Origin of the sequence: Sinorhizobium sp. BJ1 (assembly GCF_002531555.1) — a bacterium.
In the GTDB taxonomy this organism is placed as follows: domain Bacteria; phylum Pseudomonadota; class Alphaproteobacteria; order Rhizobiales; family Rhizobiaceae; genus Sinorhizobium; species Sinorhizobium fredii_B.
In genome coordinates, this window is the sequence record NZ_NWTH01000009.1 from 175,894 (window position 1) to 200,897 (window position 25,004).

Here is a 25,004-nt window from a genome sequence, read left to right on the forward strand (position 1 = left end):
AATCACCTGCCGCCGCTCCCAGTACATCCGTGGTCAATGACGAGATGGCGATTTTTTAGGGCGGATCGTTTCGAACGCATGGCACCAGGCCGGCTGCTAAGGCTTACACGTCGCTGCCGAATTGCCTGACTGTATCGTGTTGGCGGCGCTTATCTCGTGACGCTTCATTAAGTACCGGTGAATCGCGCTCTTCAGTGCGATTTGCCACGTTCCGAGGTCGATCAACTCGGGGACGTCGAGTCGGTGATAGAGACCAGAACGGACCTCCGCTACCATTCAGTTCTTTGTGCATACCGGAGACATAGGTAACAGATCGTACCTAAGACATATGTGACAATCTCGTGCCGAACGGATTGTCGATGGTTTGCAAGGTTCTCTGCTCCAGATCGATATATCCGAGATCATAGTGCATGAAGCTGACGGGCCAAATGCCGTCGTCGACTTCCTTGATTCCGAGTTTCTGTCCTGCCAGTACGGTCGAGATGTTGATCTTCTTGCGATAGATGCAGATACGGCCGCAATTGGTGACGAGCACGTCTCTGTCGTGGAAAGGGTAGCTGATTTCCGGCAAGCCCTGGCAGGGTCTTGAGGACGAGACATAGAGACGAGCCGGCACCTTCATTTCCAGCGCCTCGTGCGGCCGCTCGGTATTGAATTCACTGATAAAAGCGTCGAAGCGTGCCTGTTGCTGGAGGATGTTTCTGCCAGGTGGTCGGGTCGCCTCTTTCTTGAGCGTCAGGTGCATGCGCTCATGCCGGCCGTTCTGTTGGGGACGGCCCGGCCTGATGCGCTCAAGCGTGATGCCGAGCCGCAGCCACCAAACGGAGAGCTTGGAGAGATTGTAGAGCCCGTTGGGACTGGCGAATGGCAAGCCATTGTCGCTTCTGATCGCGGCAGGCAGGCCACATTCGGCAAACAGCCGCCGGAAGGCGTCAAAGACGGCCGGTTGGCGGGTCGACTCGAAGGCTTCGCAGCACAGAAGATAACGTGACGCCTGGTCGGTGACCGTCAGCGGGTAACGGTATCGGCCATTGCCAAGCTTGAACTCGCCCTTGACGTCGGCACACCACAGGTCGTTCGGCATGAGCGCCTGCGACAGGGGTGTTCCCTCGGCGCGAAAGCGTTGTCTTTTGCGGGCATGAGCGACCAGTCCATGCCGGTCGAGAACGGCATGCACCGTGCTCTTGGACGGCACGCGCACATCGCCGGCCAGGCGCTTCACCAGCAGCTCCCTGATCTTCCTGGCGCCCCAATGCGGCTTCTCCTTCTTGAGGCGCACGAACATCGCCTCGAGCGGCTCGGGCAACTGATTGGCATGGCGCACCGGCCGCCGAGACCGATCCGTCAGCGCTTCCAGGCCGTCTTCCTTATAGCGGTTGAAGATCTTGTAGCCGGTCTTGCGCGAGATGCCGAACTCCCGGCACACATCGCTCATGCGTTCGCCCTCCGGCAGCCGGGCGACAAATCGCAGACGTTCCTCCATTACCGAAGTCTCTTTCCACGGCATCAACACCTCCGCCCAAAAAGCGAAAAGTGTTACCCATGTCTCCGGTACAAAACGTCACCTATCTCTCAGGTCGGGCACGCAGCCGCCAACTGGCTGGCACACGAACTTGCCGAACTGGGAGTGGCCTTCGTCGAGATCGGCGACGGCGTGGCGCCGCGGCAGGCCCCCTATGCGTTTTACGAGGGGAGAGTTGCAGGCATGAATCTGTAACGGTGTCGTTCAAACGCTTCAAGCGAATGTTGACCGCCAGTGAGCGGGAGCTGGCGGCGGCTACAGGGTTCGGCCGCGGATGGTGCAATGAATGGCGGAGATGCCCGTGAAACTCAGCCCGCAAACCCGCCCTCGTCCAGAAACCGCTGCTCCTCCTCCGATAATGCCCGCCCGAGAATCCGGTTCCGGTGCGGGAAGCGGCCGAAGCGGCGGATGATGTCACGATGGCCCTTGGCGTGCGAAAGGCTCGGCTCGCCGAGGCGACGGGCAAGCGCGACCGATCGCTCCTGGTCGGCGAGGTTTTCCGAATGGGCGAAGGGAAGATAGAAAAAGAGCCGCAGGTCGGCCGGTCCTTTGAGATCGTAAGCCGCGTCGACGGCGGCGCGCGCGACGCCGAGCGCCAGAGCGTCGGTGGCGTACATGCGCGGCGTGCCGCGAAAGGCGTTGCGCGGGAATTGATCGAGGAGAAGGAGGAGCGCCAGCGTCTTCTCCGGCGAAGCGGTCCAGTGCAAGAGTTCGCCGCACGCCGCCGCCTCGTGGGACCCGAGGAAGCCCTCGCGAAAGACCCGATCGAATTTGGGCTCCTTGGCAAACCAGCGCGCAGGCCCTGCCTTGCGCCAGAAGCCAATGATGGCCGCCGCCTCGTGCTCACCGGCAAGCGCCTCGCGCAGCCGCGTGTTGAAGGCCGGATCGGCAGGCGCCGGCGCGTGGCCTTGCCTCTCTGCAGGCTGCAAGCTGCGCAGCGCCAGGGCTTCGATGTAGCCGATGAAGTCGCTCATTTGATCCTCCGTTCGGTTGGGAGACCGCACGGCCTCGCCACCCGGAAGACCTACGCCTTTGCTCATGCTGAATGAAGTGATATGATTTCACTATTATGCTGAATGAAATCGATCTATCCCGCACCGATCTCAACCTGCTGGTGCTCTTTGAAACGGTGATTGACGAGGGGAACGTCGGCCGCGCTGCGGAAAGGATGAACCTCTCAGCGTCCGCCGTCAGCCACGGTCTGGGCCGCCTTCGGAGGCTGCTCAATGATCCGCTGTTCCTGAAGACGCCGAAGGGCGTGGTGCCGACCGAGCGCGCCAGGGAGCTGGCGGCGCCGATCGGCGAAATTCTCGCGCGGGTGCGAAGCGTGATCTCCACCGCCGAGCCCTTCGATCCGGCGCGCACCCGCCGTCGCTTCACCATCGGCACTGCCGATGGCTTCTCGGTCTTCCTGCCGCCGCTGCTTGACGAGATCGCCCGCACTGCGCCGGGTATCGATCTCGTCGTCCGGCACATGCAGATGGAGACGGCACTTTCCGATCTCGACGGGCGGCTGATCGATGTGGCGATCGCGCCCTTCTACGAGCTGCCGGCGCGCTTCGCGGCGCAAGCGCTTTACGACGAGGAGTTCGTGGTCGCCGCGCGGAGCCGCCATCCCTTCCTGAAAGAACCGACGATCGAGAACTACTGCCGCATGCAGCACCTGCTCGTCGCGCCTAGGGGCGACCCCGCGGGCATCGTCGACGAGCTGCTCGAAAGCCATGGTCTTTCCCGCCGTGTGAGCTTGGCTGTACCGAATTTCATGCTGGCGCTCGATCTCCTCACCAAGACGCAGCTCATCTGTGTCTTGCCGAAACGCTTCGTCGAGATGCACGCGGAGCGCTTCGCAGTTGCCACCGCAAAGCTGCCGTTGATACTTGGCGCGCCCGCCGTCCAGGCGGTTGTGCCGAAGGCGGCGCTGATGGACACAGGCCTCGTCTGGCTTCTCCATGCGCTTGGGCGGACCGACTAGATGCAGAGCAAAATTCCCAGATCGCCAATTTTTACCGGAGCCTACAGCAGTCCTCGACGAACACGCAGCGATCAGGAGCCAGTCCTGGGTTGCTCGCGGCATGGAGCACCAGATCAGGCGCCGGTTTACCGCGCGGGACGTCGTCGGCCCTGAAGGCCAGAGCGACAAGACGCCCCATCGACCGGAACGGCATCCTGAGCGTGACGCATGCGGCAGGGCCGCAGTTCGCTGGAAATTGACACGAGGAAAGCGGGCAATCGTTTAGCCGAAGATGAGATAAGAGGGCCAACTCGTAGATACGGCCCAGAAAGGAAGAACCCCAGCAGCGCCAGCGCATGCCCGCTGATCGAAGCTTCGTTCAAGGTGTGTGCAGAGCCAACGGGCTGCTGCTTCGGCGAGTAACGGAGTGCCGCTCGACGTTTTCACTTACGAAGCTATCTACCTCCTGATCAGCGGGACGCCTTTTGTCCCGTACTTGCCGCTCTCCTACGTGGCCATCTGATCGGAGGGAGGACCGATATGCTGTTCTGTCCTACGAGAGCCCTTGCCGCGGCGACCATGCTCCTTGGGTCGCCGGCGTTCGCCGACGATACCGTGCGGATGTCTGGTTGGGGCGGGTCCGAGGTGGCCATTGTCAATGGGTTATTGACCAACGTACTTGCCGACGATCTCGCGAAGGAGGGCATCACGGTCAAGTACGAGCCCGTTGATGGCGACTTTTCGCAATTCATTATCAACGGCCTGTCGGCGGGCACCGCTCCAGACCTTTTTTACGTCGATATCTTCTGGGCGCGCTCCATATTCGGAGCCGATCAAGCAGCACCGGTAACGCAGGACGTTTCCGGTTTTGCAGCCAATCTCCTCGAGGCCTTCACCTATGATGGGAAGCTCTACGCAGTCCCGAAGGACTTCAACACGCTGGCGGTACATTTCAACAAGGATATCTTCGATGATGCGGGGGTGGCCTATCCGAGCGACGACGATACGTGGACGACGCTGCAGGAGAAACTCGTGGCAGTGCACAAGGCTCTTCCGGAGGTCGATGGCCTCTGCATCGTTCCGGAATATGCCCGGTTCGGCGCCTTTGCACTGGCGACAGGCTGGTCCCCTTTCGATAGTCAGGGAAGGACCGTGCTCGATGAGCGGTTTCGTCGGGCTTTCGATTTCTATACCGGCCTCGTGGAATCCGGGGCCGCCGTCATGGCCGCCGACGCGGGTAAAAGCTGGAGTGGCGGTTGCCTAGCGTCCGAGCGGGCTGCCATAGCGCTCGAGGGCGCCTGGATCATCAGCGCCCTGCGCGATAGTGCTCCAAACATGAATCTTGGCACTGTCCGGATGCCGAAAGACCCTGAAAGCGGCAAACGAGGCAATATCGTCTTTACCGTCGGTTGGACCGTCAACGCCGCCTCGAAGGTCAGTAGGGCTGCTGCTAAAGTCGCCGAGCTCCTGACTACAGAGGAGGCCCAGCAGTGGGTCTTGGAGCAGGGGCTCGCCCTCCCGAGCCGGACCGGTCTGGCTGACAACCCTTGGCTGCGGGGCGGCCGGCCGGAACAGATGACAAGCCGAGTGGTTCTTGAGGGCCTCTCGGACGACCACGTCATGCCGTATTTCTTCGGAGACGTCGGAGGGAGTTGGATGCAGCCGATCAATGCTGCGCTCAATTCTGTCATCCTGGGGGAGGCGGATGCCGACACAGCTTTGGCATCGGCACAAAGCGCCTTTGATCGGATGCTCGCCAAGTAAAGCAGGGCACCCGCGGGAGGACATGCATGTCGCGAGGTAGTTCAGAAGAGAGGAGCGGCTGGCTTTTCATATTGCCCTTTGCAATCTCGATGACGCTGTTTTTCGTCTATGCGATCGTCCGGACAGCTTATTACAGCTTTACCGATTTCGACTTGTTCAAGGCTCCGAGCTTGGTTGGACTGTCCAATTACGCTGCACTCGTCTCCGACGAACTTTTCCTCATCGCCCTGCGCAACACGATCGGCTTCTCGCTCATCGTCACGACGGTCCAGACCGTGCTTGCGCTTGCCCTGGCGGTTCTCGTGAACCACGCCGTCCGGGCGAGGGGACTTATTCGGACGGTGTTTTACCTGCCATCCATCATGTCCAGTGCGGCCATGACGCTTATCTTTCTCTGGCTCTTCCAGAGAGATGGCTTCATGACCGCGATCATCAACGTCGTGCTTGCTTATCGCCCGCACATCCTTTTGTTCTTCGTGGGCTTCGCTGCGCTCCAGGGCGCACTCGTTCTCAACGCGCGGCGCAGCTATGAAGGTGTTTCGATCTTCGATCCCTTCTTCCTGCTCGCCGCCGCCGCCGGCGCGTTGGCGCTTGTCGTTGCTTGCGCCCTTGTGGGATTGCTGCCTGTTTTCGCTAACGATCTGCTGATTTCCTGGCTGAACACCCAGCAGCAATTCCTCTTCATGCCGGTCACGCTGTGGTCCGTAGCGCTGATGAATGTCTTTACCACGGTCCCGACGCTGATGCTGTTGTTCCTGGCGGGGCTACAGTCGATCCCGAGTGACCTGTACGACGCAGCCGAGATCGACGGGGCCAACGCTGTTCAGCGATTTCGCCACATAACCGTGCCGGCGCTCAGGCCGGTGACCTTTGCCGTCGTTACGATGGGCATCATCGGTACCCTACAGATGTTCGATCAGGTCGCGATTCTAGGAGATGCGGCGCCCCTCGCAAGCCGCGTGACGCTTGCCTACTACGTTTATGAGAACGCCTTTCCGGCAGGCGCCTCTTCGAGAATCGGCATGGCTAGTGCTGCGGCGCTCGTCCTTGGGATTCTCACAATCGCGGTCGTCTATGTTCAAAAGTCGGTCGGCGTGAAGGAAAGCGCCGAGTGATGGCGAGGAGGACCGCCGCGGCTGCCTCACCGTCGCGCCGCCGTCTGCCGGCCAGCGCGCTTCGCCGGCGGCAGCTTGCGGCAAGCGCCTGGTTGTATCTGATCTTTCTCGGTGTGGCGACCATCATGGCAGGGACATTCGTTCTAGCCTTTATGGCGAGCCTGAAGGTCGATCCATTAGAGAAACCGTTCCGCATCTATTTCGATCAGCTCAACCCGGCCGCATGGATCGCCGCCGCCCGTCTGGGGCAGGAGGGCGGGGGTGACGCTCTGTGGGGAGGGTTTTCTCCTGTCGCCAAAGTTGACTTCAGTGTGACGTACGCAGCGCCCGCCGACACTCCGATCGTTGAACCGAAGGCCGAGGTCCCTCGTCGCCGCCCGGGCTCGGGCATCGCCGCTGCGCTCATGCGCGATTATGCGGCGGACTATGCGTCAATTGCGCTGAAAAGTTCCAGTGCGGCAACGATGCAGGTGCGTAACGAGAGGGGAGTACGGGAAGAGTGGCAGACGCGGACATTCGCCTATGAGATCACCTACAGTACCGACCGCCCAAACGGACCCCGGATCGAACGCACGCCCTTCAATCTGACCGCTCCGCCCTCTCAAACACTTATCGACAGTCCGATTTCGCCATCGCGATCCGAACGTCGCGGACGTCTGCTGAGTTGGGACAACATCACACCAGGCGCTCTCGGGTTGATCTTCAACAACTACCGGCGGGTGATAAACGAGACGGCTGACCTGCAGACCGGGAAGAGTCTGTTCGGGAGCTGGCTGGTTAATAGTTTTGTCATCGCCATCGGGCGCCTGGTCCTGACGCTCGTCGTCGCCAGCCTTGCCGGATATGCGCTTGCACGGCTCAAGTTCAGGGGCAGCCGTCTGCTATTCGCTGCATTGCTCTTCTCGATGACGATTCCGGCACAAGTGACCTTCGTCTCGAACTATCTGATCTTCAGGGATCTGTCGCTTCTAAACACCCCGTGGAGCGTGGTCGTCGTTTTCGTCGCCTCAGCCAATGTCCTGTTGATGAAGCAGTTTTTCGAGGGGTTTCCAAGAGAGATAGAGGAAGCTGCAATCGTCGACGGCGCCAACCGTTTTCAAGTGTTCTGCAAGATCGTTCTGCCAAACGCCAAGCCGGCTTTGTTGGTCAACGCGATTCTCGCCTTCCAAGGCGCCTGGAACGACTTCTTCTGGCCCCTCGTTCTTATCACCAGCCCACCGGAAGCGCTGACGGTCCAGGTCGGCCTTCTCAGTCTGCGCCGTTCGTTCGGAGGCGCGCAGGGCGATTGGGGAGTCGTTCTGGCGGGCGCGTTCATCTCGATCGTGCCGGTCATTATCCTTTTCGTGCTCTTCCAGCGGCACATCGTCTCCACTCAGGCCGCCAAGGGCATCACATAGCACTAGCACCCAGAGCGGTCTTCTGTTGGTGTTCTCGTCTGTGCTGCGAGAGTCGCATAATCCACTGGAACCTGCGCCACTGCCATGCCGCGGGTTCGGTATTGCGACGTGTGACTCGTGGTTTGAAGGGGAGCGGCCGGTCTTTTTCTATCGCGACCAGCCAGGTCACGTCGACGTGTGGCGCTTGCTTCATGCCAAGCGGACATTCGCAGTGGATGCAGGAGCCGAACAGTCACTGACCGATCGGACATTCCCGCCGTTTGAATCGATTGGTAGCCGGCGCTTCGCATCCGCTCAAGAGCATCGTTCCAATGCCGCGGCGAAGTGGTCGATTGTCGCAGGATGCGTTGGCGGCTGCCTGCCAGCCAGCCGTGTAACCGCGTCGGCGGCGATAAATGCGGTGTCCATGCGGGCGGAACGATGTAGTTTATGGAACGATTCTTCGCTTAAACCTGCAGGCATATGGAAACGTCGCTTTATCTGCCTGTCAAAGGCTTTCTCGAAAAGGCAGGTTATGTCGTCAAAGGCGAAGTTGGCGGCTGCGATCTCGTCGGTTTGAGCGATGGCGATCCGCCTGTGGTCGTGATCTGCGAGTTAAAACTGACCTTCAATCTGGAGCTCATCCTGCAGGCCGTCGATCGCGCGGCTGTCGCGGACGAGGTCTGGATCGCGGCGCGAGTCTCGGCCAAGGGCAATGGTCGCGAGGCCGACAAACGCTACCGCGACCTCTGCCGCAGGCTCGGGATCGGCATGCTCGGCATTTCCGATGCCGGCGACATCAGCGTTATCGTCGGCTCCGTATCGCCGATGCCGCGAACCAATCCGAAACGGCGTTCGAAGCTCATGCGCGAACACCAGAGGCGACGCGGCGATCCGGCAGTAGGCGGGAGCACGCGCGCTCCTGTCATGACCGCGTACCGGCAGCAGGCGCTCGGCTGTGCTTCAGCGCTGGCATCAGGACCGCTGCGCGTGGGCGAAATCAGATCCGGCATACCGGATGCCGGGAAAATTTTGCTTGCGAATGTCTATGGCTGGTTTGAACGGCTTGACAGAGGCGTCTACGGCTTGACCGATGCCGGACGAGAAGCACTGCAGCGATGGCCGCAGCAGGACATGCCGGCAATAATGGCCGTCCCCACCTGATTTATCGTTCCACAATAGGGCTTTACGCCGCTCAATCGAAAACATGGCCTGTAGTTCGAGTCCGCTCAGGGCAAGCAGTCGAAACTCGTCTGTTTGATGGGTCTTCGTGACCGGAGCGACTGATCCTGATGCGGCGAGATGTCCGTTCCGGCTGGGGCGGTATCGGGGGCGGCCAGCATGTTGCGCCAGCGTGGTCGGCGGTCATCACGCAGCCGGGCCACTGCTCGTGGCCGGCAACCGGACGCTCAGGGCTCACTGTATCCACTCGCAAAAAGACGCAGTGCGTAAGCCTTGGGATCACTCCGAAAGATCAGTGCGCCCTTCCGCTCGGATTCCTGTGGAATATAGTCGAGCGTAGCACTGCTCTCTTCGACGACCTCATCGCCATTGCGGAGTTCACCCTTGATCTCGACCGATGCAACAGACTTTTCCGCACGATTCTCGGCGGCGAACTCAACCACGTAGCCGCCGTCGGTGGCCGTGACCTCAACCGGCAGCACGATGATCTGGGCAGTTCCGTTGCGCCCGCTAAAGCCGTCAAGGATGAGGTAGGCAAGTACCGTAAGAAGGGCGAGGCAGCTTATTCCTGCCACCACCCACTCCGTGATGGAGGTTCCCGGTTTTCGTGTGATTCCCTCGTCGTCGGACTGCTGCTTCTGTTGCTTGTGGTCCTTTGCGGCGTTCTTTGTCACAGGATGAGCCTCGCCACCGCCGCCCCCAACGCGCCTGGAAAGGAGAGAACCACGACTGCACTGAGCGTCTCAGAGAGGCCGGCGCCATCGGTTCTGCCGAAAGTCCAAAGGATATAGAGGTTCACCAGCATCACCAAGACGTAGCCGACGATCGCATACCGAAAGAAGATGCTAAAGAACCCGGCGCCTGGCTCGGGATTGTGCGTGCCGCGGAATTCGAGTTCATATACGAAAGCGTGCATGAGGCCGACGGTTCCTACTACAAGGGCGATTTCCTGCCAGGGATTCATCTTATAGGCGATCAGGACGACCTCTTCCGTTGGTGCGATGTTCACGGACAGAAACAGCGCTCCGACTACCATCAGGAACAATTCGCCGGTGTAACCGGGCTCCGGAATTTCGTCGTCCTCCAATGGACTTGGGCCCAATTGGGCCCGCGCCAACGATGCTCCCAGACTGCCCGGCACAACCTGGACGGCGATCTTCCCAACCACCTCCCGCAAAGGCATATCCCCGTTCACGATTCCGAATATCAGTAGAACTGCAGCCGCCGCGACAGCGGCAACCAAGAGGGCTACGAATGCATCCGCGATTCGGTCGCGAAGCACCATTGTCTGGCGAAACCCTCCATATTTGTGCAGCAACACGAGCATCGGCACGGTGACTGCCAGTAACAGGGCGAGCCGCAATGGGTGAAGGTGAAAGCCCAGCGCCCAAGCTTCCATCGTCATCAGCACAGGTACGGCGAAAATCAGTGCTCCGGCGAAGGCGCGGCCAAGACCGATCCAGAACTCACGCGGCGTTGGGCCGACGATCACTCCAATTGGCGCCACGTCGCTCCCCTTTGACGATGTTACCTACCCTCCACGGGCATGGGCATTTATGACCAAGTGGGGAGGAATGTTCGCTGCGCGATCTTGTTCCGGAGTATTGCATGTTTCTCGTGGTCATCTCTTTGCCCGGCCTCAAGCCGGTTGTCGCTGCGGGCTGGCTCATGTGAACGTTTCGGCTTGTGCTCTCTCAGGCTCCATTTCAAGTTTTATTGGTTCAGTCCTCAAAGCGCCGGTGGCACCTGCATGGGCGGCGCCTGTATTTCAGTGAACAGTTAGGAAAGCTTTAGGGAGCGGCCTGCCGTCCGCTGGTTCCACGGCTATGAGACGCTGGATGCAGCGAGCGCTCTCGTACGCTGGCACTTGGTCACCTTCAGCCGTGATGATCTGGGGCTGTTCGAAGGACCGGTGGTGAGCAGCGGCCAGCGTCTTGGCAAGATCGGTCGATCGACCGCTGGACGGTCGAGAGCGGGCAGACGCCGCAGGCCGTTGCCGAAGGCGCTGGCGTCTGCCCGCGGACGCCGCCCTCACTCATGCCACATCCGGCAGGCGGTCAATCAGCTTGTCGAGCGTGATCGGATAATCGCGCACCCTCACGCCGGTGGCATTGTAGATGGCATTCGCAACAGCCGCCGCGACGCCGCACAGGCCGAGTTCGGCGATGCCCTTGGCTTTCATCGGCGACGACATCGGATCGGTCTCGTCAAGGAAGATGACCTCCTGGTGCGGGATGTCGGCGTGGACCGGCACTTCGTAGGCGGCCAGATCATGGTTGACGAAGAAGCCGCGTTCCTTGTCGACGACGAGCTCCTCCGACAGGGCGCCGCCGACGCCCATCGTCATCGCGCCGATCACCTGGCTGCGTGCGGTTATCGGATTGAGGATGCGGCCAGCGGCGCAGACGGCCAGCATCCGCCGGATCCGCGTCTCGCCGGTCGCTACGTCGACGCCGACTTCAACGAAATGCGCGCCGAAGGTGGACTGCTGATGGGTTTCGGTGAGCTTTCCGAACTCGATGCGGTCCTCGGCCACGAGCCCTTCAGCGCCGGAGGCCTCCATAAGCGGCATGCGGCGGTCGCCGGACCGGACCTCGCCACCGGCGAACACCAGGTCGTCGGAGCTGTTGAATCCGAGCTTCTGCGCCACGGCCTCACGCAGCTTGGCGCAGGCGGCGTATACGCCAGCGGTGGAGCAGTTTCCTCCGAACTGGCCGCCCGAGCCTGAGGAAACCGGAAAGCGCGAGTCCCCCAGGCTGACCGCAACTTTTTCGACCGGAACACCAAGCATCTCCGCCGCGGTTTGGGCGATGATCGTGTAACTGCCCGTGCCGATGTCGGTCATGTCGGTCTCAACGGTGACGATGCCCTCGCGGTCGAGGCGCACGCGCGCCCCCGAGGGGAGCACAAGGTTGTTGCGGAATGCCGAGGCAACGCCCGTGCCGACGAGCCAGTTTCCCTCGCGGCGGCTTCCCGGCCGCTTGTTATGGTCCTGCCAGCCGAAGCGTTCGGCGCCGGTGCGCAGACAGCCGACGAGATCGCGGTGCGAGAACGGCCGTTCCGGCTTCTCGGGGTCGACCTGCGTGTCGTTGATGATCCGGAATTCGACCGGGTCGAGACCGAGCCTCTCGGCCATTTCGTCGATCGCAATCTCCAGCGCCATCATGCCCGGCGCCTCGCCCGGAGCCCGCATCGCGTTTCCCTCGGGAAGATCGAGTGTGGCAAGCCGCATGGCGGTCATCCGGTTCTCGCCGGCATAAAGCAGGCGCGTCTGCTGAACCGCGACCTCGACGCCGCCGCCCGGCAGATCCCCGGACCAGCTCTCATGCGCGATCGCGGTGATCTTGCCGTCGCGCCCCGCGCCGATGCGGATCCGCTGGATCGTTGCCGGGCGGTGCGTGGTGTTGTTCATCAGGAACGGACGAGGGAGGGCGACTTTTACGGGACGCTTCGCTTCGCGCGCGGCAAGCGCCGCCAGCACCGCGTCTGCGCGGAGGAACAGCTTGACCCCGAACCCGCCGCCAATGAAAGGCGACATGATGTGGACCTTCTCCTTGTCGATCCCGATGGTCGTCGCGAGGTCGGTCCTCCACCAGTCGATCATCTGGCTCGATGTCCAGACCGTCAGTTCGTCGCCATTCCAGGCGGCGATGGAGGCGTGAGGTTCCATCATCGCATGCGATTGGTCCGGCGTGGTGTAGGTCTGGTCGAACTTGACGGGTGCCGACTCGAAGGCGGCATCGAAGTCGCCCGCAGCTGAATCCGGTTCGCCATCCTTGGGCTTGACGGCATTGTCCTTGGCCGCCGCCAGATCGAAGGCGCCCGCCTCCTCGACATAATCGACCTTGACGAGTTGAGCCGCGGCGCGGGCCTGTTCGAATGTTTCGGCGACCACGACGGCAATTGCCTGGTGGTAGTGCTGGATCGCCGTGCCGCCGAAGAGCTTGGCGGTATTGTATTTGCCCTTCTTGAGATCCCCCACGCGGTCGGAGGTGACGACGGCGATCACGCCGGGAGCGTCCCGTGCAGCGGTGACGTCCATGGACCGGATCCGGCCCTTGGCGATCGCCGAGCCGACGACATATCCGTAGGCGTAGGGCGTATTGGGATCATGCCATTCATAGGCATAGACAGCCTTGCCAGTCGTCTTCAGCGGACCGTCGATGCGGTGGATCGGCTGGCCGACGACCTTGAGCTGGTCGATCGGGTTCGTCGTTGCTGGCGTGTCGAATTTCATTGTCTTACCCCCTTGCCTCGGCGAGTACCGCACTCAGCGTGCGTTCGACGAGCGTGAGCTTGAAGGCGTTCTGTTCCGTCGGACGGGCGTTGGCGAGAAGCTTGGCGGTGACCGCCTTCGCTCCGTTCGGAAGCTCTCCTTCGGCAGCTTCGTCGCGCCAGGGTTTGGGCGCGATGCCGCCGACCGCGACGCGGCCGGTCCCGTCCGGTTGCACGATGGCGCCGATGGAGACGAGCGCAAAGGCGTAGGAAGCGCGGTCGCGAACTTTGCGGTAGATCTGCTCGCCGCCCACGGGCTTTGGCAGGACGACAGCCGTGATCAGTTCCCCCCGGTCGAGGATATGCTCGATATGCGGTGTGTCTCCGGGAAGGCGATGGAGATCTGCAAGCGGGATGCTGCGCGTCGTCCCGTCGGGACGGGCGGTCTCCACGAGGGCGTCGAGTGCGCGCATGGCGACGGCCATGTCGCTTGGGTGACTGGCGATGCAGGCATCGCTGACGCCAACGACCGCAAGCTGGCGGCTGAAGCCGGCAAGCGCCGCGCAGCCGCTGCCGGGCTGCCGTTTGTTGCAGGGCTGGTTGGTATCGTAGAAGTACGGACAGCGGGTACGCTGAAGCAGGTTGCCCGCCGTCGTCGCCCGGTTGCGCAACTGGCCCGACGCCCCGGCGAGGAGAGCCCGTGACAGAAGCCCGTAGTCTTTGCGAATACGTTCGTCGGCCGCAAGATCCGTGTTGCGGACGAGGGCGCCAATGCGCAGGCCGCCATCCGGCGTCGGCTCGATCCTGTCCAATCCGAGCCCGTTGACGTCAATCAGATGGGTCGGCGTCTCGATTTCAAGCTTCATCAGGTCCAGGAGATTGGTGCCGCCGGCGATGAACTTCGCGCTGTCCTTCCTGGCCGCCACCTTTGCCGCCGTCTCGATCGACGAGGCGCGCTCGTAGCTGAAAGCTCTCATGCCTTCCTCCCCGCAACTTCGGTGATGGCTTCAACGATGTTCGAATAGGCGCCGCAACGACAGATATTGCCGCTCATCCGTTCGCGGATTTCGGCGGGCGTGATCTCGGCCGGCGCCGTCAGGTCGCTTGTTGCATGGCTTGGAATATTGGCCTTGATCTCCTCGAGCATGGCGATAGAGGAACAGATCTGGCCCGGCGTACAGTAGCCGCACTGAAAACCGTCATGCTTGACGAAGGCGGCCTGCATCGGATGGAGGTTGTCGGGCTGCCCGAGTCCTTCGATGGTGGTGATGGTATCGCCCTCATGCATGGCCGCGAGGGTCAGGCATGCATTGACACGGCGTCCGTCGATGAGAACGGTGCAGGCGCCGCATTGGCCGTGGTCGCACCCCTTCTTCGTGCCCGTCAGATGCAGATGTTCGCGCAACGCGTCGAGAAGCGTCGTCCGGTTGTCGAGCTCAAGCTCGCGCCGCTCGCCATTTACCGTGAAAGAGACTCTCGTGCTCTGTGATGCGGCGGGGGGATTCGTCTGCGCGTGGCTGAGCGAGGGTGCGCTCGCCACTGTGACGGTAGCGGCCGAGGCGACGAGCAGGTCGCGCCGCGAGATTTCGAGTGCGCCAGGACTTTGCATATCCAGCTCCATGTCTTGATGATGAAAGGTCTAGGACGGCGCGGCTGTCCAACAATCCGCGAACGCCAAACTGCGGAGCGGCGGGAACGTTCCACCATGCGTTTGGTTCAGCTAGGGCGCCGGATAGAGGTGACCAGTGGGCGCTGATCGATAAGCCTTATCTATGGAGCCGAACATCCAACAGTGCGCCCGGAGGCGCTTTCGAACCTCAGACGCCTCCGACGGCGTCTCGAATACGGTCTCTGGTAAACGGCAGATCATAAAAACGCTTGCCGGTGGCATTTCTGATCGCGTTGGCCACGGCCGCGGCTGCAGGCCCCTGGGCTGCCTCTCCCGTGCCGAGGAACGGTTCTCCGGGCCGCTCGACGATATGCACTTCGATACTGTCCGGCACACTTGCGAAACGCAAGATCGGATAGCTCGACCAATCGGTGCTGGTGATCCTTGTCCTGTCAAAGGTCACGGCCTCGTAGAGCGTCCAGCTGATCGATTGCAGGATGCCGCCTTCCGTCTGATTGCGAATTCCTTCCGGGTTGACGACCTCGCCGCTATCAATGGCGGAAACGGCGCGCATCACGCGAACACGGCCAGTTTCCGGCGCGACTTCCACCTCCATCGCAACCGCCAGGTAGGCGGCAAGATTCTTGTAACGAGCGAAGCCGAAGCCGCGGCCGTGATTCCGCGGCATTTGCGCATCGTTCCAGCCGAAGCGCTCGGCAGCCAGCTCAATGACAGCCCTGGCCCTCGGATCCTCCATGTGGCGCAGCCTGAATTCGACCGGATCGGCTTCGGCCATCAGAGCCAGTTCATCGATCGTGCTCTCGATCGCGAAGACGTTGGCGTAGGCCCCGAGCGCGCGCAGCGCTGAGACACGCAGCGGCATGTCGGGCAGGAAATGCCAGAGTACCCGCTTGTTCGGGGTCACGTAGAGCGGATTGGCATTCCGGTCGCCGTTGCCGGACGCGCTGATGCTGAGCCTGGCGGGTTTCGGCTGGAAGGCTTGAGCCTTGTGGCGCCCGGCCAGAAGCGCACCAGCTCCGCCCGGGCGGGTCGAGTGGGTATTGCTCCAAAGATCATAGGCCCAACTGGCGATCTTGCCTTGAGCGTCAAGGGTTGCGCTGACTTTAACGAGCATCGCGGGGCCGTATGGCTCCCAGCTGTGCTCCTGCTCGCGCATCCACTGAACGCGGACAGGCTTGCCCGGAAGCCTGGTGGCGATGAGGGCGGCGTCGGCAGCCGCATCGTCGGCACCATTGTGGCCATAACACCCCGATCCCTCCATGTGGACGACGTGCACCTTGTCCTCCGGCATTGCCAGCATCTCCGCGATCGCGGCGCGATCGGGAAAAACGCCTTGCGTATGCGACCAGACGTCCAACGTCCCGTCTTCCTTCATCAATGCGACGGCGCAGGATGGACCGATCGATCCATGGATCTGATAAGGGCGCGTGTAGGTCGCCTCGAAAACCTTGCCGCCGGACGAGAGCATGCCCGCCTCAGCCACCGTACCGACTTCGCGCTCCAGCTTTTGCAGCTCCGCCGGCAGATCTACCTGGTCGGGAAGCGTCTCCTGTTCCTGCCATTTCGCGGCCGCAGCCAGAGTCCGCATGGCATTGACCGCCTGAAATTCTTTCTCCGCGACCACGGCGAGGAAGCTGCCGTCGCGCACGACGGAGACGACGCCCGGCATCGCCTCGACGCCGCCACCATCAAATTCCGTAAGCTCGGCCGCCGGGCTCGGCGGGCGCACGACGCGCGCATGCAGCATGCCATCGAGGCGCAGATCATGGACATAGGCCGGCTGGCCCGTCACCTTGGCCGGGATATCGACGCGAGGTAGCGACTTGCCTATGACCCGGAAGGTGCCGGGCTGCTTGAAGGTCGATTGCGGCTGGGCCTCGACGTGCAGTATTTGTCCGGAAACAAGTTCGCCGTAGCTCACGCTTCTTCCGTCCCTCGCCAGGACGGATTTGTTTTCCGCCTTGAGCTCGGTCGCCGCCACGCCAAAGCGTTTGGCGGCTTCCGCCAGGAGAAGTGCCCTTACCTGTGCAGCAGCGTTTCGGATGGCAGTGCCGCTGTTCTGCATCGATTGACTGCCGGCGGTGAAGCCTTCGTTCGGCGTACGCCCGGTATCCGCCGTGACAAGCTGGATTTCCGCGGGATCGACCTCGAGTTCCTCGGCAGCAACCTGCAGCAGGGCCGTACGGATACCCTGACCTAGCTCGGCTTTGCCGGTGAAGACGGTGACCGAATTGGCGGCATCGATCCGGATCCAGGAATCGAGGAAGCGATCGTCGTCAAGACTGCCCGGCAGGGACACGGGCGGCGTCGCCGGCGGCTCCTGGGCAAAGGCTCGGCCAAGCGAAAAACTGACGACGAGGGCGCCGGTGCCGACGACGACGCTGCGGCGGGTGATCTCTTCCTGAAGAATGTCCATCAGCCGGCCCTCCCTTCATCGGCGCCAGGCAACGAGGCGGCTTGCATCAATTCGCCGGCCCGGCGGATCGCAGCCAGAATCCGCATATGCGTGCCGCAGCGACAGAGATTCGTCGCCAATGCCTCGCGAAGTTCCTCTTCGCTTGGCCGAGCGCTGCGGCGCAAAAGCGCATGTGCGCTCATCATCATGCCGGGAATGCAGTAGCCGCACTGCGCCGCCTGCAGTTCAATAAACGCCTGCTGCAACGGTCCTGGCTTTTCGATCGTGCCCAAACCCTCGATCGTGGTGATTTCGCGCCCCTCCAGAAGCATGACCGGCACCATGCACGAGAGCACCGCCTCGCCATCAACCACCACGGTGCAGGAACCGCACTGGCCGAGTCCGCAGCCGTATTTGGCGCCGTTCAAAGCGAGATCGTCGCGCAGGACGTAGAGCAGGGGCGTCGCCGGATCGACGTCGAGCTGATGCTGGTTGCCGTTGACTGTCAGCGATACCATCGTCATTCCTCCTCGGCGCCGACATTGTGCGGCGCCCTTTCAATGCCATCCGACGGCCGGACCGTGACCTTGTAGGCGCCGGAGCGGGTATTCGCGACCTGCTCTCCGAGCCCGCTCCATGGCGGCTCTTCGGAGAACCGCTCGCGCATGTAAGCGAGAACGTCGGTCACCTGTTGGTCATTCAGCAAGTGGCGGAAGGCCGGCATCACCGCGCTTGCCTCTCCGTCCGCCGGCGGAAGACCAAAAAGGACGACGTTGACGATGTTTTGCGGGTTCGGGGCATTGACGGCGGTGCTGAGCTCGAAGTTCAGGCCGCCGAAGGGTTGGCGCCGCCGTCCTTCGTGGCAGCTTGCACAGGCGGCAAGGTAGATCGCCTCGCCGGAACCACCGCCTGCGGTACTGACCGCAGAACTCTGGCTGTCAGCGATCTGCTCCAAGCGATCCCCTTCGAACTGCTCGCGCAACCGCGCCGCTCTCTCGCTACGCTCAGGCGTGGGATCACCGGTGATCGATGTGACATAAGTGGCGATCGCCGCGATGTCGCTATCGGGCAGGAGGGAGAGATTGCCGGTGACCTCCGCCATCGGCCCGCGCGAAACGCCGTGGAATTCATGCCAGCCATTGCGTAGATAGAAGGCGAGGCTCTGCTCGTCCCATGGGATCGGTGCCTTGGACTCCCGGTTGATGGCGTAAGCCTGCCAGCCCTCTGCCTCGCCGCCGCCGAAGTGCCGGTCGGGATCTTCGGCACCGAATGCATTGCGGGGCGTGTGGCAAGCACCGCAGTGGCCGAGCCCTTCGGCGAGATAGCGTCCGCGGTTCCAGGCCTCGCTCTGGGCGCTATCCGGTTCCAGTTCTCCCCTGTCGAAGAACAGCAGCTTCCACCCGGCAAGCAAGGGGCGGAACTTCAGAGGAAACGGAAGATCATTTTTCGGGGCTTCGGCCCTCACTGCGACACGCGTCATCAGGAAAGCGTAGAGGGCGTGCGTATCCTCCGCCGAGACCCGCGTGAAGTGGTCGTAGGGAAACGCTGGGTAGAGATGGTTGCCTTCCCGGTCGACGCCGTCCCTCATCGCGCGTTCAAAGGCTGCCTCGCTCCAGCCGCCGATGCCGGTCTCACGATCGGGGGTGATGTTGGTGGAATGGATCGTGCCGAAAGGCGTCGGCAACGCCAGTCCACCGGTGAAAGCGGGTGTACCGGGAACCGTGTGGCAGGCGATGCAGTTGCCAAGCGCCGCCAGCTGCGCGCCCTTGGCAACGAGCTCTGGAGAGAAGCTTGCCTCGGCGGCCACCTCCTCCTTCGGAATCTCGGAGCGCCATGCAAAGACGAAGAAAGCAACCGCGGCCACGAAGATGGCCGCCACGAAAAGGATCGCCGCCCTAAAAGCCCACATTGCACGTCTCCACGGGCGGAGCACAACGTCGTGAGCGGCGATCTGTTCCAAGTTGCAGGTCACAAATCAGAAGCCGATACCCGTCACCTGATTTGGCCGCATGGATCCAGAAAAAGCGCCGCGGCGCCCGTCCACACGACCCCGACCAGCGACAGAAGGATGAGCAGACGCCCAACCTGGGTGGAAAAGCGCTGGTTGCGAAAGTTATGCGTCTCATCGGGCAGAAGCCATGCGAAGGAGCGGAAACGCCAGAGCGCCAAAGCAAGGAAAGCCGCGACAGCAAGCGTCAGCAGGATCACCGGCGCCGCGACGGCGGCTCGTGACATTGTCGCGGTGACGCCGGTGATGGCGCATGTCGCCGATTGGAAGGCATAGACGAGGAAAAGATGACCCGCCCATAGGATTGGGCCGAACAGCAGGATCAGTATCGCGACGGCTACAGGCGGGTCTTTTGTCGAACGTTCCATCTCACCCTACCCGACAAGACGCGGAAAACCATGGATCAGTGCCAGTCCGAGCAACGACTGCATGACGGTGAACTGATACAACAATACGTAGTTGTCGAAGGTAACCCGACGCTCCTTGTCCAGCTTGCCGGCGAGATGCCGGGCGATAGTGAAAAGGCCCATGATCAGCAAGGCGAAGGCGAGTTGACCGAAGAGGACAGCGCCGAGATAGACCATTGCTCCATAGGCGTTGCCGCCGGGCCGCAGACCGCTCAGCAGATGCCCCAGCACTTCAAGCCCCAGGGCGCTCATCAGGCAACCGAGCGACAACAGCAGAACCGCTGCGGTTGTCAGGCGAGATACGGCAATCCTTTCGAATGTCCGGCTGGCAAGCCACAACGAGCCGCCCCCGATCATCAGGAGCGCGGCGGCGGTCAACGGCCAGGAGGCGGCCGGCAGTGCCGGAGATCCTGCCCAGACATCGGGTGAGACAAGCCAAAGGAACAGATAGGAGAAAACATAGGCAAAGTAGAGAGAGCCCCCGACGAACATCAGGATGACCATGGCCCACCAGGAGTGCGAGGACGGTCCGGTCATGTAGGTCGGCAGCTTCATTCCCTTCGCCACCTCTATCATGCCCTTGGACGGTCCGGGGTCGAGTCCCCAGGCCCAGACGAGACAGAAGGCGATGGCGATCACCCCGCAGAGGATGGCGATCATCACGAGCTTGACCGTCAGCAGCAGGAAGAAGGCTGCCGTGAAGACCGCGGCGAGAAATGGCGACCAGCCTGGTCCAGGCATCTGAATGACATATTGCGGGTGGGCATTGATCGGGGACGTCACGATCGTTTCCCGGCCGCCCGTGGGGGCATTGGGCAGGTAATGGTGCCCGGCGCGCACTTCCTCAGGCAGGCTCGGCCTGTCCCAGAGGGGCTCGCGACCGGTGACGTGGGGTATGCTGCGGGTGGAATAGACGTCGTTCGGCAACCATTCAAGCGTGCCCGCCTCCCAGGGATTTTCCACGGCACCTTTTCCGAGGCGGAAGTTGCTGACGAGATCGATCAAGAAAAGCACGACTCCGGCGGCCAGGACGTAGGTGCCGATTGTGGAAACGATGTTCAGCGTCTCCCAGCCGATATCCGCCGGATAGGTCCACACGCGCCGCGGCATGCCTTTGAGCCCGGTCAAGTGCATCGGCAGGAAGCCGATGTTGAAGCCGATGAACATCAGCCAGAACACCCAGCGGCCCAGCCGCTCGGAGAGCATTCGCCGGCTGAACAAGGGTGTCCAGTAGTAGAAGGCGGCAAAAAGAGGGAATACGAACCCGCCGATCAGGACGTAATGGAAATGCGCGACCACGAAATAGGTGTCGTGCACCTGATAGTCGAACGGCACCATGGCCACCATCACGCCCGTCAAGCCACCCAACGTGAAGATGAACAGGAAGCCGAGGATGAAGAGCGACGCGGTCGTGATGCGAAACCGCTCTCGACCGGCGGCAATTGTCGCGATCCAGGCGAACACCTGGATCCCTGACGGTATGGCGACCGTCATGCTGGCGGCGGAGAAGAAGGCGAGGCTCAGCGCCGGAATGCCAGTCGTGAACATATGGTGCACCCACAGCCCGAAGCTGAAAAAGCCGACGCCGATCAGTGCCACCACGATCAGGTGGTAACCGACGAGGGGCGTGCGCGCCATGGTCGGTACGATCATCGAGACGAGGCCGGCGGCCGGAAGGAAGATGATGTAGACTTCCGGATGCCCGAAGAACCAGAAGAGATGCTGCCAAAGGAGTGGATCGCCCCCGAGCGCTGCAGTGAAGAAAGGCCAGGCGAACGCCCGCTCAAGCTCCAGCATCATTGTTGCCAGGATCACCGCGGGAAAGGCGAACATGATCATGCTGGCGAAAATCAGCATCGTCCAGGCGAAGATCGGCATCTTGGCAAGCGACATTCCCGGTGGCCGGGTTCTGAGCACGCCGACGACGATTTCGATTGCCCCGGCAATGGCCGAGATCTCGATGAAGCCGATGCCAAGCAGCCAGAAGTCAGCGTTGTCGCCCGGAGAATATTCCGTCAGCGTCAGCGGCGGATACATGAACCAGCCGCCTTTCGGCGCCAGGTCGTAGAAGATCGTCGAGAAGAAGACCAGTCCGCCGACGACATAGGCCCAGATGGCGAAGGCACTGAGACGCGGAAACGGCAGGTCGCGAGCCGCGAGCATCTGTGGCAGCAGCATGACGCCGAGCGCCTCCACAGCCGGTACGGCAAACAGGAACATCATCGTCGTGCCGTGGACGGTAAACATCTGATTGTAGAGATCTTGACTGATGAGCCGATTGTCGCCGACGGCCAGTTGCGTGCGCATGAGGATGGCCAGCACACCCGCCAACAGGAAGAAGAGGAACGCCACACCGAGATAAAGAAGGCCGACGGTGGTGTTATTGACAGCCGTCACGAGCCGCCAGCCGCGCGGGCTTGCCCAAATACGCTCGAGATCGCGAACTTCTTCTTTCGGCCGGGGATCGGGATTGGGCAGTTTCATCAACCGCTACCACCGTTAGCGTCGCGAGAGTGGGCGACCAGGAGGGCGAGGCTTCGTTCAGGGCGAAGGAAATCGAGCATCGTCGTCACCTCAACTGGTCCAGATAGGAGGCAAGCTGCGACAGTTCGCTTTCGGTGAAGATGCCGTAAGATGGCATCAGATTCTCCGGCTTCACGTGCTGGCTGTCGCGGATCCAGCGGACGAAGGCTTCCGCATCGTTCTCGAGTGTTGCGGCGGCGAGCGAGCGGCGGCTGCCGACATGCGTCAAATCCGGGCCGATCGTGCCCCGTGCCTCTGTCCCGCGGACCGCGTGACATGCGCCGCACCCGGCGGAGAGGAAAAGCGCTTGCCCTGCCGCCGGATTAGCGCCGGTGGGAATACGGGCATCGTCTGCCTCCTCAACAAGCCAGGCGTCAAACTGATCTTGCGGCATTGCTATGACATAGAAGGACATGAAAGCATGCGCGCCGCCGCAATATTCGGCACACTGGCCACGGCTGATCCCGGCCTTTGTCGCTCGAAGCGTCAAGATGTTCGTGCGGCCGGGAATCATGTCGAGCTTGCCGGCCAGTCGGGGAATCCAGAAGCTATGAATGACGTTGGTCGATGTCAGCTCAACCTCTACCGGCCGCCCGACAGGCAGCCGGATCTCGTTGGCGCTCTCTGCACGTCGACCGCTGTCGTCGACATAGGTGACCCGCCACCACCAGCGTTCGCCTACGACCTCAATGCGCAATCTGCCGTCGCTCCGCGCGGCAGGTAAGCCGGATCCCATGAGGTAGAAGCCATAGCTGAGCAGGATGCTGAGGGTTAGGGTCGGAAAAACGAGGCCGCCTCCGATCACCAGCCTCTCGCGGGAAATGCGCGCCCGCCAGCGCTCGCCGCCCCAGAGCGCTCCAGCCGCGATAAGACAGACGAAAGCGAGAACTGCGGTAGACAATAGAATGAGCGTCCAGGCGAGGGTGTTGATGCGCTCGGCCTCGGCACCGGAGGGATCAAAGACGGACTGTACGCCGGTGCAGCCTTGCAGGAGGAGAAGCGTGAGCGGCGCGATCGATACGGCAGACCTCATCGGCCCACCTCTGCTAGAGGAGCGGTCTGTGCATATCCGGAAGGCAGCGACGCCAGATAGGCCGCGACGTCTTCGATCTGTCGCTCGTCGAGCGCCCGTGCGACCGCCGCCATGATCCTTCCATAGGCGGTCTGGCCACGTCCTCCTTTCTGCCACAGGCGCAGTTGCCCGGCGATATAGGCGGCATGCTGACCCGCGAGGAGAGGGAACTGGTGTGACTGGCGGCCCGAATGGCAGCTCATGCAGGCCGGCACCTGCTGTTGCGGAATGCCGCTGTTTGCAATCGCTTTGCCGCGCCGTATTTGCTCCGGGTCGTGCGCGGCGGACGACTTTTTCACTACCGGCCGAAGCTCCGCATAGTAAGCCGCCAGCCCCCGCATTCCGCTGTCGTCCAACAGATCGGCGACGGGCTCCATTGCGCCACTTGCCCGGGTTCGCCGCGCATATTCCTGGAGGCTGCGAAGCAGATAGTCCTCGGACAGTCCCGCCAGCCGCGGGATATGGTCGCCATTCGTGCCGATGCCTTCGTTTTCATGACAGCGTCCGCAGCGGGTAAAGGCGCGGCCGTTTGCCAGTCCCTCGCCATTGTCGACGGGGTCGCGTGTGAGCCTCGCAAGGTCCGAATAACCGCTTGGTGAGGAGGGCATGTTCGCCAGGAACGCCGTCATTGCCCAGATTTCGTCGTCACGTTGCGGGTTCGGCCATGCAGGCATGCCGGTGTATTTGATGCCATGCTTGACGATCCAGAATATCTCCTCCGGTGGACGCCGTTTGCTGACGTCCTCGAGGTTGGGCGGCGGGGGCAGCATGCCGGTGACGATCGGGTTTGTCTTTTCGTCGGGACGGCCATGACAAGGCACGCAGCCCCCTTCGTAGTGGGAAGCACCAAGCCGGATCATCCCCTCGTTCCCGAGTGGCGGGACCTCGATTGACAAACTCCGGACGGCGATCGAACGCTCGCGGACCACTTCGAAAATCCAGGTCGTAATTCCCAGGTGGTCCTTGGAGGCCGCAACATTGTAGATACCTGACCATGTGAACGCGGCGCCGGCGACCATCATGCCGCCGGCGACCAGGCCGACGACCTTCGCAATCGTTATCCAGTCCAGGTTCTTCAGGTCCACGCCTCTCCACCTGTTTTCGGCCTCTGATGGGCTTCACCTGTTTCCATTGCGAACAACCAACGCGCGCAAATCGCGATCCCAGCAATGACGTAGGTTGCCGGACAGACGGCCAACATGAGGAGGCCCGCGAGCTGTTGGTCGGCCAGTGTTGCGCTCAGGGCCTCAGCACTGTGACCCGAGTGGGCGCCGGCGACGTTCGGATAGAGCACGCGAGGCGCGAAAACGAAAAGCACCGCCAGCAAACAGTAGAACTTGCTGGTGATAAGGAGGGCAACGATTGGTCTCCAGCGAGCCTCGCCATTGGAGCGAAACACCAGCCGCCAGAACAGGAAGGCGGTAAGAAAGAGGCTGGCATACATCAGTATGTGGATTGCAGGAGATTCGTGGGCACGGTCGAGGAGGGGCGGAGCGTGCCAGCCCCACAGAGCGGCGAGTTGCGCAAGTGTTGCCAGCCCGAGCGCTCCTGGCGTCGTTTGCCGCCGTTCGCGGCCATAACGCAAGGTTGCGATTGCTGCCAACGGCGCGAGGAGGTTCATCAGCAAGATGTGCATCGTCATGTGCATTGCCAGCAGCCCCATCGGTCCTTCCCTTCTGCTCCGAAGCGGCCGAGCAATGCCGCGCTTTGACAATCCAGCTGACGAACTCGGTCCGCGCTACACCGGGTCCAGGTAGTCCATGCCGTGCTCGGACCACGGCACCGATCTGCTGCGCAGAATTGGGAAACTGCTACGGAACGCCATGGTTCCGGCCCGGCCAGTG

At 61.9% G+C, this 25,004-nt stretch carries 21 protein-coding genes and 1 pseudogene; 6 read left to right on the forward strand and 16 right to left on the reverse strand.

Going from position 1 to position 25,004, the window contains the following annotated elements:
* Positions 1-319: 319 nt before the first annotated feature.
* Both CO676_RS15405 and CO676_RS15410 read right to left on the reverse strand, forming a co-directional pair.
* Positions 320-1,507 carry an IS481 family transposase gene (locus CO676_RS15405; RefSeq protein ID WP_097521699.1) on the reverse strand — a complete coding sequence of 396 codons (1,188 nt, stop codon included), beginning with the start codon at positions 1,505-1,507 and terminating at the stop codon, positions 320-322.
* 323 nt (positions 1,508-1,830) lie between these two features.
* Positions 1,831-2,496, reverse strand: coding sequence for a DUF924 family protein (locus CO676_RS15410; RefSeq protein WP_097521700.1), 666 nt, complete (start codon positions 2,494-2,496; stop codon positions 1,831-1,833).
* A gap of 95 nt (positions 2,497-2,591) precedes the next feature.
* Between CO676_RS15410 and CO676_RS15415 the strand changes: the two genes are divergently transcribed.
* Complete coding sequence (locus tag CO676_RS15415; protein ID WP_014765813.1) at positions 2,592-3,494, forward strand: LysR family transcriptional regulator; 903 nt, start codon at positions 2,592-2,594, stop codon at positions 3,492-3,494.
* A 31-nt stretch (positions 3,495-3,525) separates the two neighbouring features.
* On the opposite strand, the gene CO676_RS36995 is transcribed toward CO676_RS15415, so the two are convergent.
* The gene (locus CO676_RS36995) at positions 3,526-3,831 is read right to left on the reverse strand and encodes an HAD-IA family hydrolase (protein WP_144340139.1); all 306 of its coding nucleotides are present in this window, start codon (positions 3,829-3,831) and stop codon (positions 3,526-3,528) included.
* A gap of 182 nt (positions 3,832-4,013) precedes the next feature.
* Here CO676_RS36995 and CO676_RS15425 point away from each other — a divergent pair, with 182 nt between their 5' ends.
* From CO676_RS15425 to CO676_RS15440, 5 genes and pseudogenes are all read left to right on the forward strand, one after another.
* On the forward strand, positions 4,014-5,237 hold the full coding sequence (locus CO676_RS15425; protein ID WP_097521701.1) for an extracellular solute-binding protein: 1,224 nt from the start codon (positions 4,014-4,016) through the stop codon (positions 5,235-5,237).
* 26 nt (positions 5,238-5,263) lie between these two features.
* Complete coding sequence (locus tag CO676_RS15430; protein ID WP_014765811.1) at positions 5,264-6,352, forward strand: sugar ABC transporter permease; 1,089 nt, start codon at positions 5,264-5,266, stop codon at positions 6,350-6,352.
* Between the two features lie 113 nt (positions 6,353-6,465).
* A complete protein-coding gene (locus tag CO676_RS15435) occupies positions 6,466-7,749 on the forward strand; it encodes a carbohydrate ABC transporter permease (protein WP_245424326.1) in 1,284 nt (427 codons plus the stop codon).
* 136 nt (positions 7,750-7,885) lie between these two features.
* Positions 7,886-7,988, forward strand: a pseudogene (locus CO676_RS37000) (type II toxin-antitoxin system RelE/ParE family toxin); the annotation flags it as partial.
* A 223-nt stretch (positions 7,989-8,211) separates the two neighbouring features.
* Positions 8,212-8,892 (forward strand): DUF2161 domain-containing phosphodiesterase, encoded by a 681-nt coding sequence (locus tag CO676_RS15440; RefSeq protein WP_097521703.1) that lies wholly within the window; start codon positions 8,212-8,214, stop codon positions 8,890-8,892.
* Positions 8,893-9,137: 245 nt separating this feature from the next.
* Here the strand turns inward: CO676_RS15440 and CO676_RS15445 are convergent, their stop codons facing one another.
* The 13 genes from CO676_RS15445 to CO676_RS15510 form a co-directional block, all read right to left on the reverse strand.
* Entirely contained in the window at positions 9,138-9,584 is a 447-nt protein-coding gene (locus tag CO676_RS15445) for a TIGR02588 family protein (protein WP_097521704.1), read from the reverse strand.
* Positions 9,581-10,417, reverse strand: coding sequence for a TIGR02587 family membrane protein (locus CO676_RS15450; protein WP_014765807.1), 837 nt, complete (start codon positions 10,415-10,417; stop codon positions 9,581-9,583). Before CO676_RS15450 ends, CO676_RS15445 begins: the two co-directional genes overlap by 4 nt.
* A 528-nt stretch (positions 10,418-10,945) precedes the next feature.
* Positions 10,946-13,147 carry an aldehyde oxidoreductase molybdenum-binding subunit PaoC gene (gene paoC / locus CO676_RS15460; RefSeq protein ID WP_097521705.1) on the reverse strand — a complete coding sequence of 734 codons (2,202 nt, stop codon included), beginning with the start codon at positions 13,145-13,147 and terminating at the stop codon, positions 10,946-10,948.
* Positions 13,148-13,151: 4 nt separating this feature from the next.
* Positions 13,152-14,102 carry a xanthine dehydrogenase family protein subunit M gene (locus CO676_RS15465; RefSeq protein ID WP_097521706.1) on the reverse strand — a complete coding sequence of 317 codons (951 nt, stop codon included), beginning with the start codon at positions 14,100-14,102 and terminating at the stop codon, positions 13,152-13,154.
* Positions 14,099-14,746 (reverse strand): aldehyde dehydrogenase iron-sulfur subunit PaoA, encoded by a 648-nt coding sequence (gene paoA, locus CO676_RS15470; RefSeq protein ID WP_097521707.1) that lies wholly within the window; start codon positions 14,744-14,746, stop codon positions 14,099-14,101. The genes CO676_RS15465 and paoA overlap by 4 nt, the downstream gene beginning before the upstream one ends.
* Positions 14,747-14,942: 196 nt before the next feature.
* The gene (locus CO676_RS15475) at positions 14,943-17,171 is read right to left on the reverse strand and encodes a molybdopterin cofactor-binding domain-containing protein (RefSeq protein ID WP_097521708.1); all 2,229 of its coding nucleotides are present in this window, start codon (positions 17,169-17,171) and stop codon (positions 14,943-14,945) included.
* A complete protein-coding gene (locus tag CO676_RS15480; RefSeq protein WP_097521709.1) occupies positions 17,171-17,668 on the reverse strand; it encodes a (2Fe-2S)-binding protein in 498 nt (165 codons plus the stop codon). The genes CO676_RS15475 and CO676_RS15480 overlap by 1 nt, the downstream gene beginning before the upstream one ends.
* A gap of 2 nt (positions 17,669-17,670) precedes the next feature.
* A complete protein-coding gene (locus tag CO676_RS15485) occupies positions 17,671-19,059 on the reverse strand; it encodes a cytochrome c (RefSeq protein WP_097521710.1) in 1,389 nt (462 codons plus the stop codon).
* Between the two features lie 83 nt (positions 19,060-19,142).
* Positions 19,143-19,526 (reverse strand): hypothetical protein, encoded by a 384-nt coding sequence (locus tag CO676_RS15490; RefSeq protein WP_097521711.1) that lies wholly within the window; start codon positions 19,524-19,526, stop codon positions 19,143-19,145.
* A 6-nt stretch (positions 19,527-19,532) separates the two neighbouring features.
* Positions 19,533-22,049 (reverse strand): cytochrome c oxidase subunit I, encoded by a 2,517-nt coding sequence (ctaD, locus tag CO676_RS15495; protein ID WP_097521712.1) that lies wholly within the window; start codon positions 22,047-22,049, stop codon positions 19,533-19,535.
* An 85-nt stretch (positions 22,050-22,134) separates the two neighbouring features.
* On the reverse strand, positions 22,135-23,121 hold the full coding sequence (locus CO676_RS15500) for a c-type cytochrome (RefSeq protein WP_097521713.1): 987 nt from the start codon (positions 23,119-23,121) through the stop codon (positions 22,135-22,137).
* On the reverse strand, positions 23,118-24,245 hold the full coding sequence (locus CO676_RS15505) for a c-type cytochrome (RefSeq protein ID WP_097521714.1): 1,128 nt from the start codon (positions 24,243-24,245) through the stop codon (positions 23,118-23,120). The genes CO676_RS15500 and CO676_RS15505 overlap by 4 nt, the downstream gene beginning before the upstream one ends.
* The gene (locus CO676_RS15510) at positions 24,236-24,823 is read right to left on the reverse strand and encodes a cytochrome c oxidase assembly protein (RefSeq protein WP_097521715.1); all 588 of its coding nucleotides are present in this window, start codon (positions 24,821-24,823) and stop codon (positions 24,236-24,238) included. Before CO676_RS15510 ends, CO676_RS15505 begins: the two co-directional genes overlap by 10 nt.
* Positions 24,824-25,004: the final 181 nt, after the last annotated feature.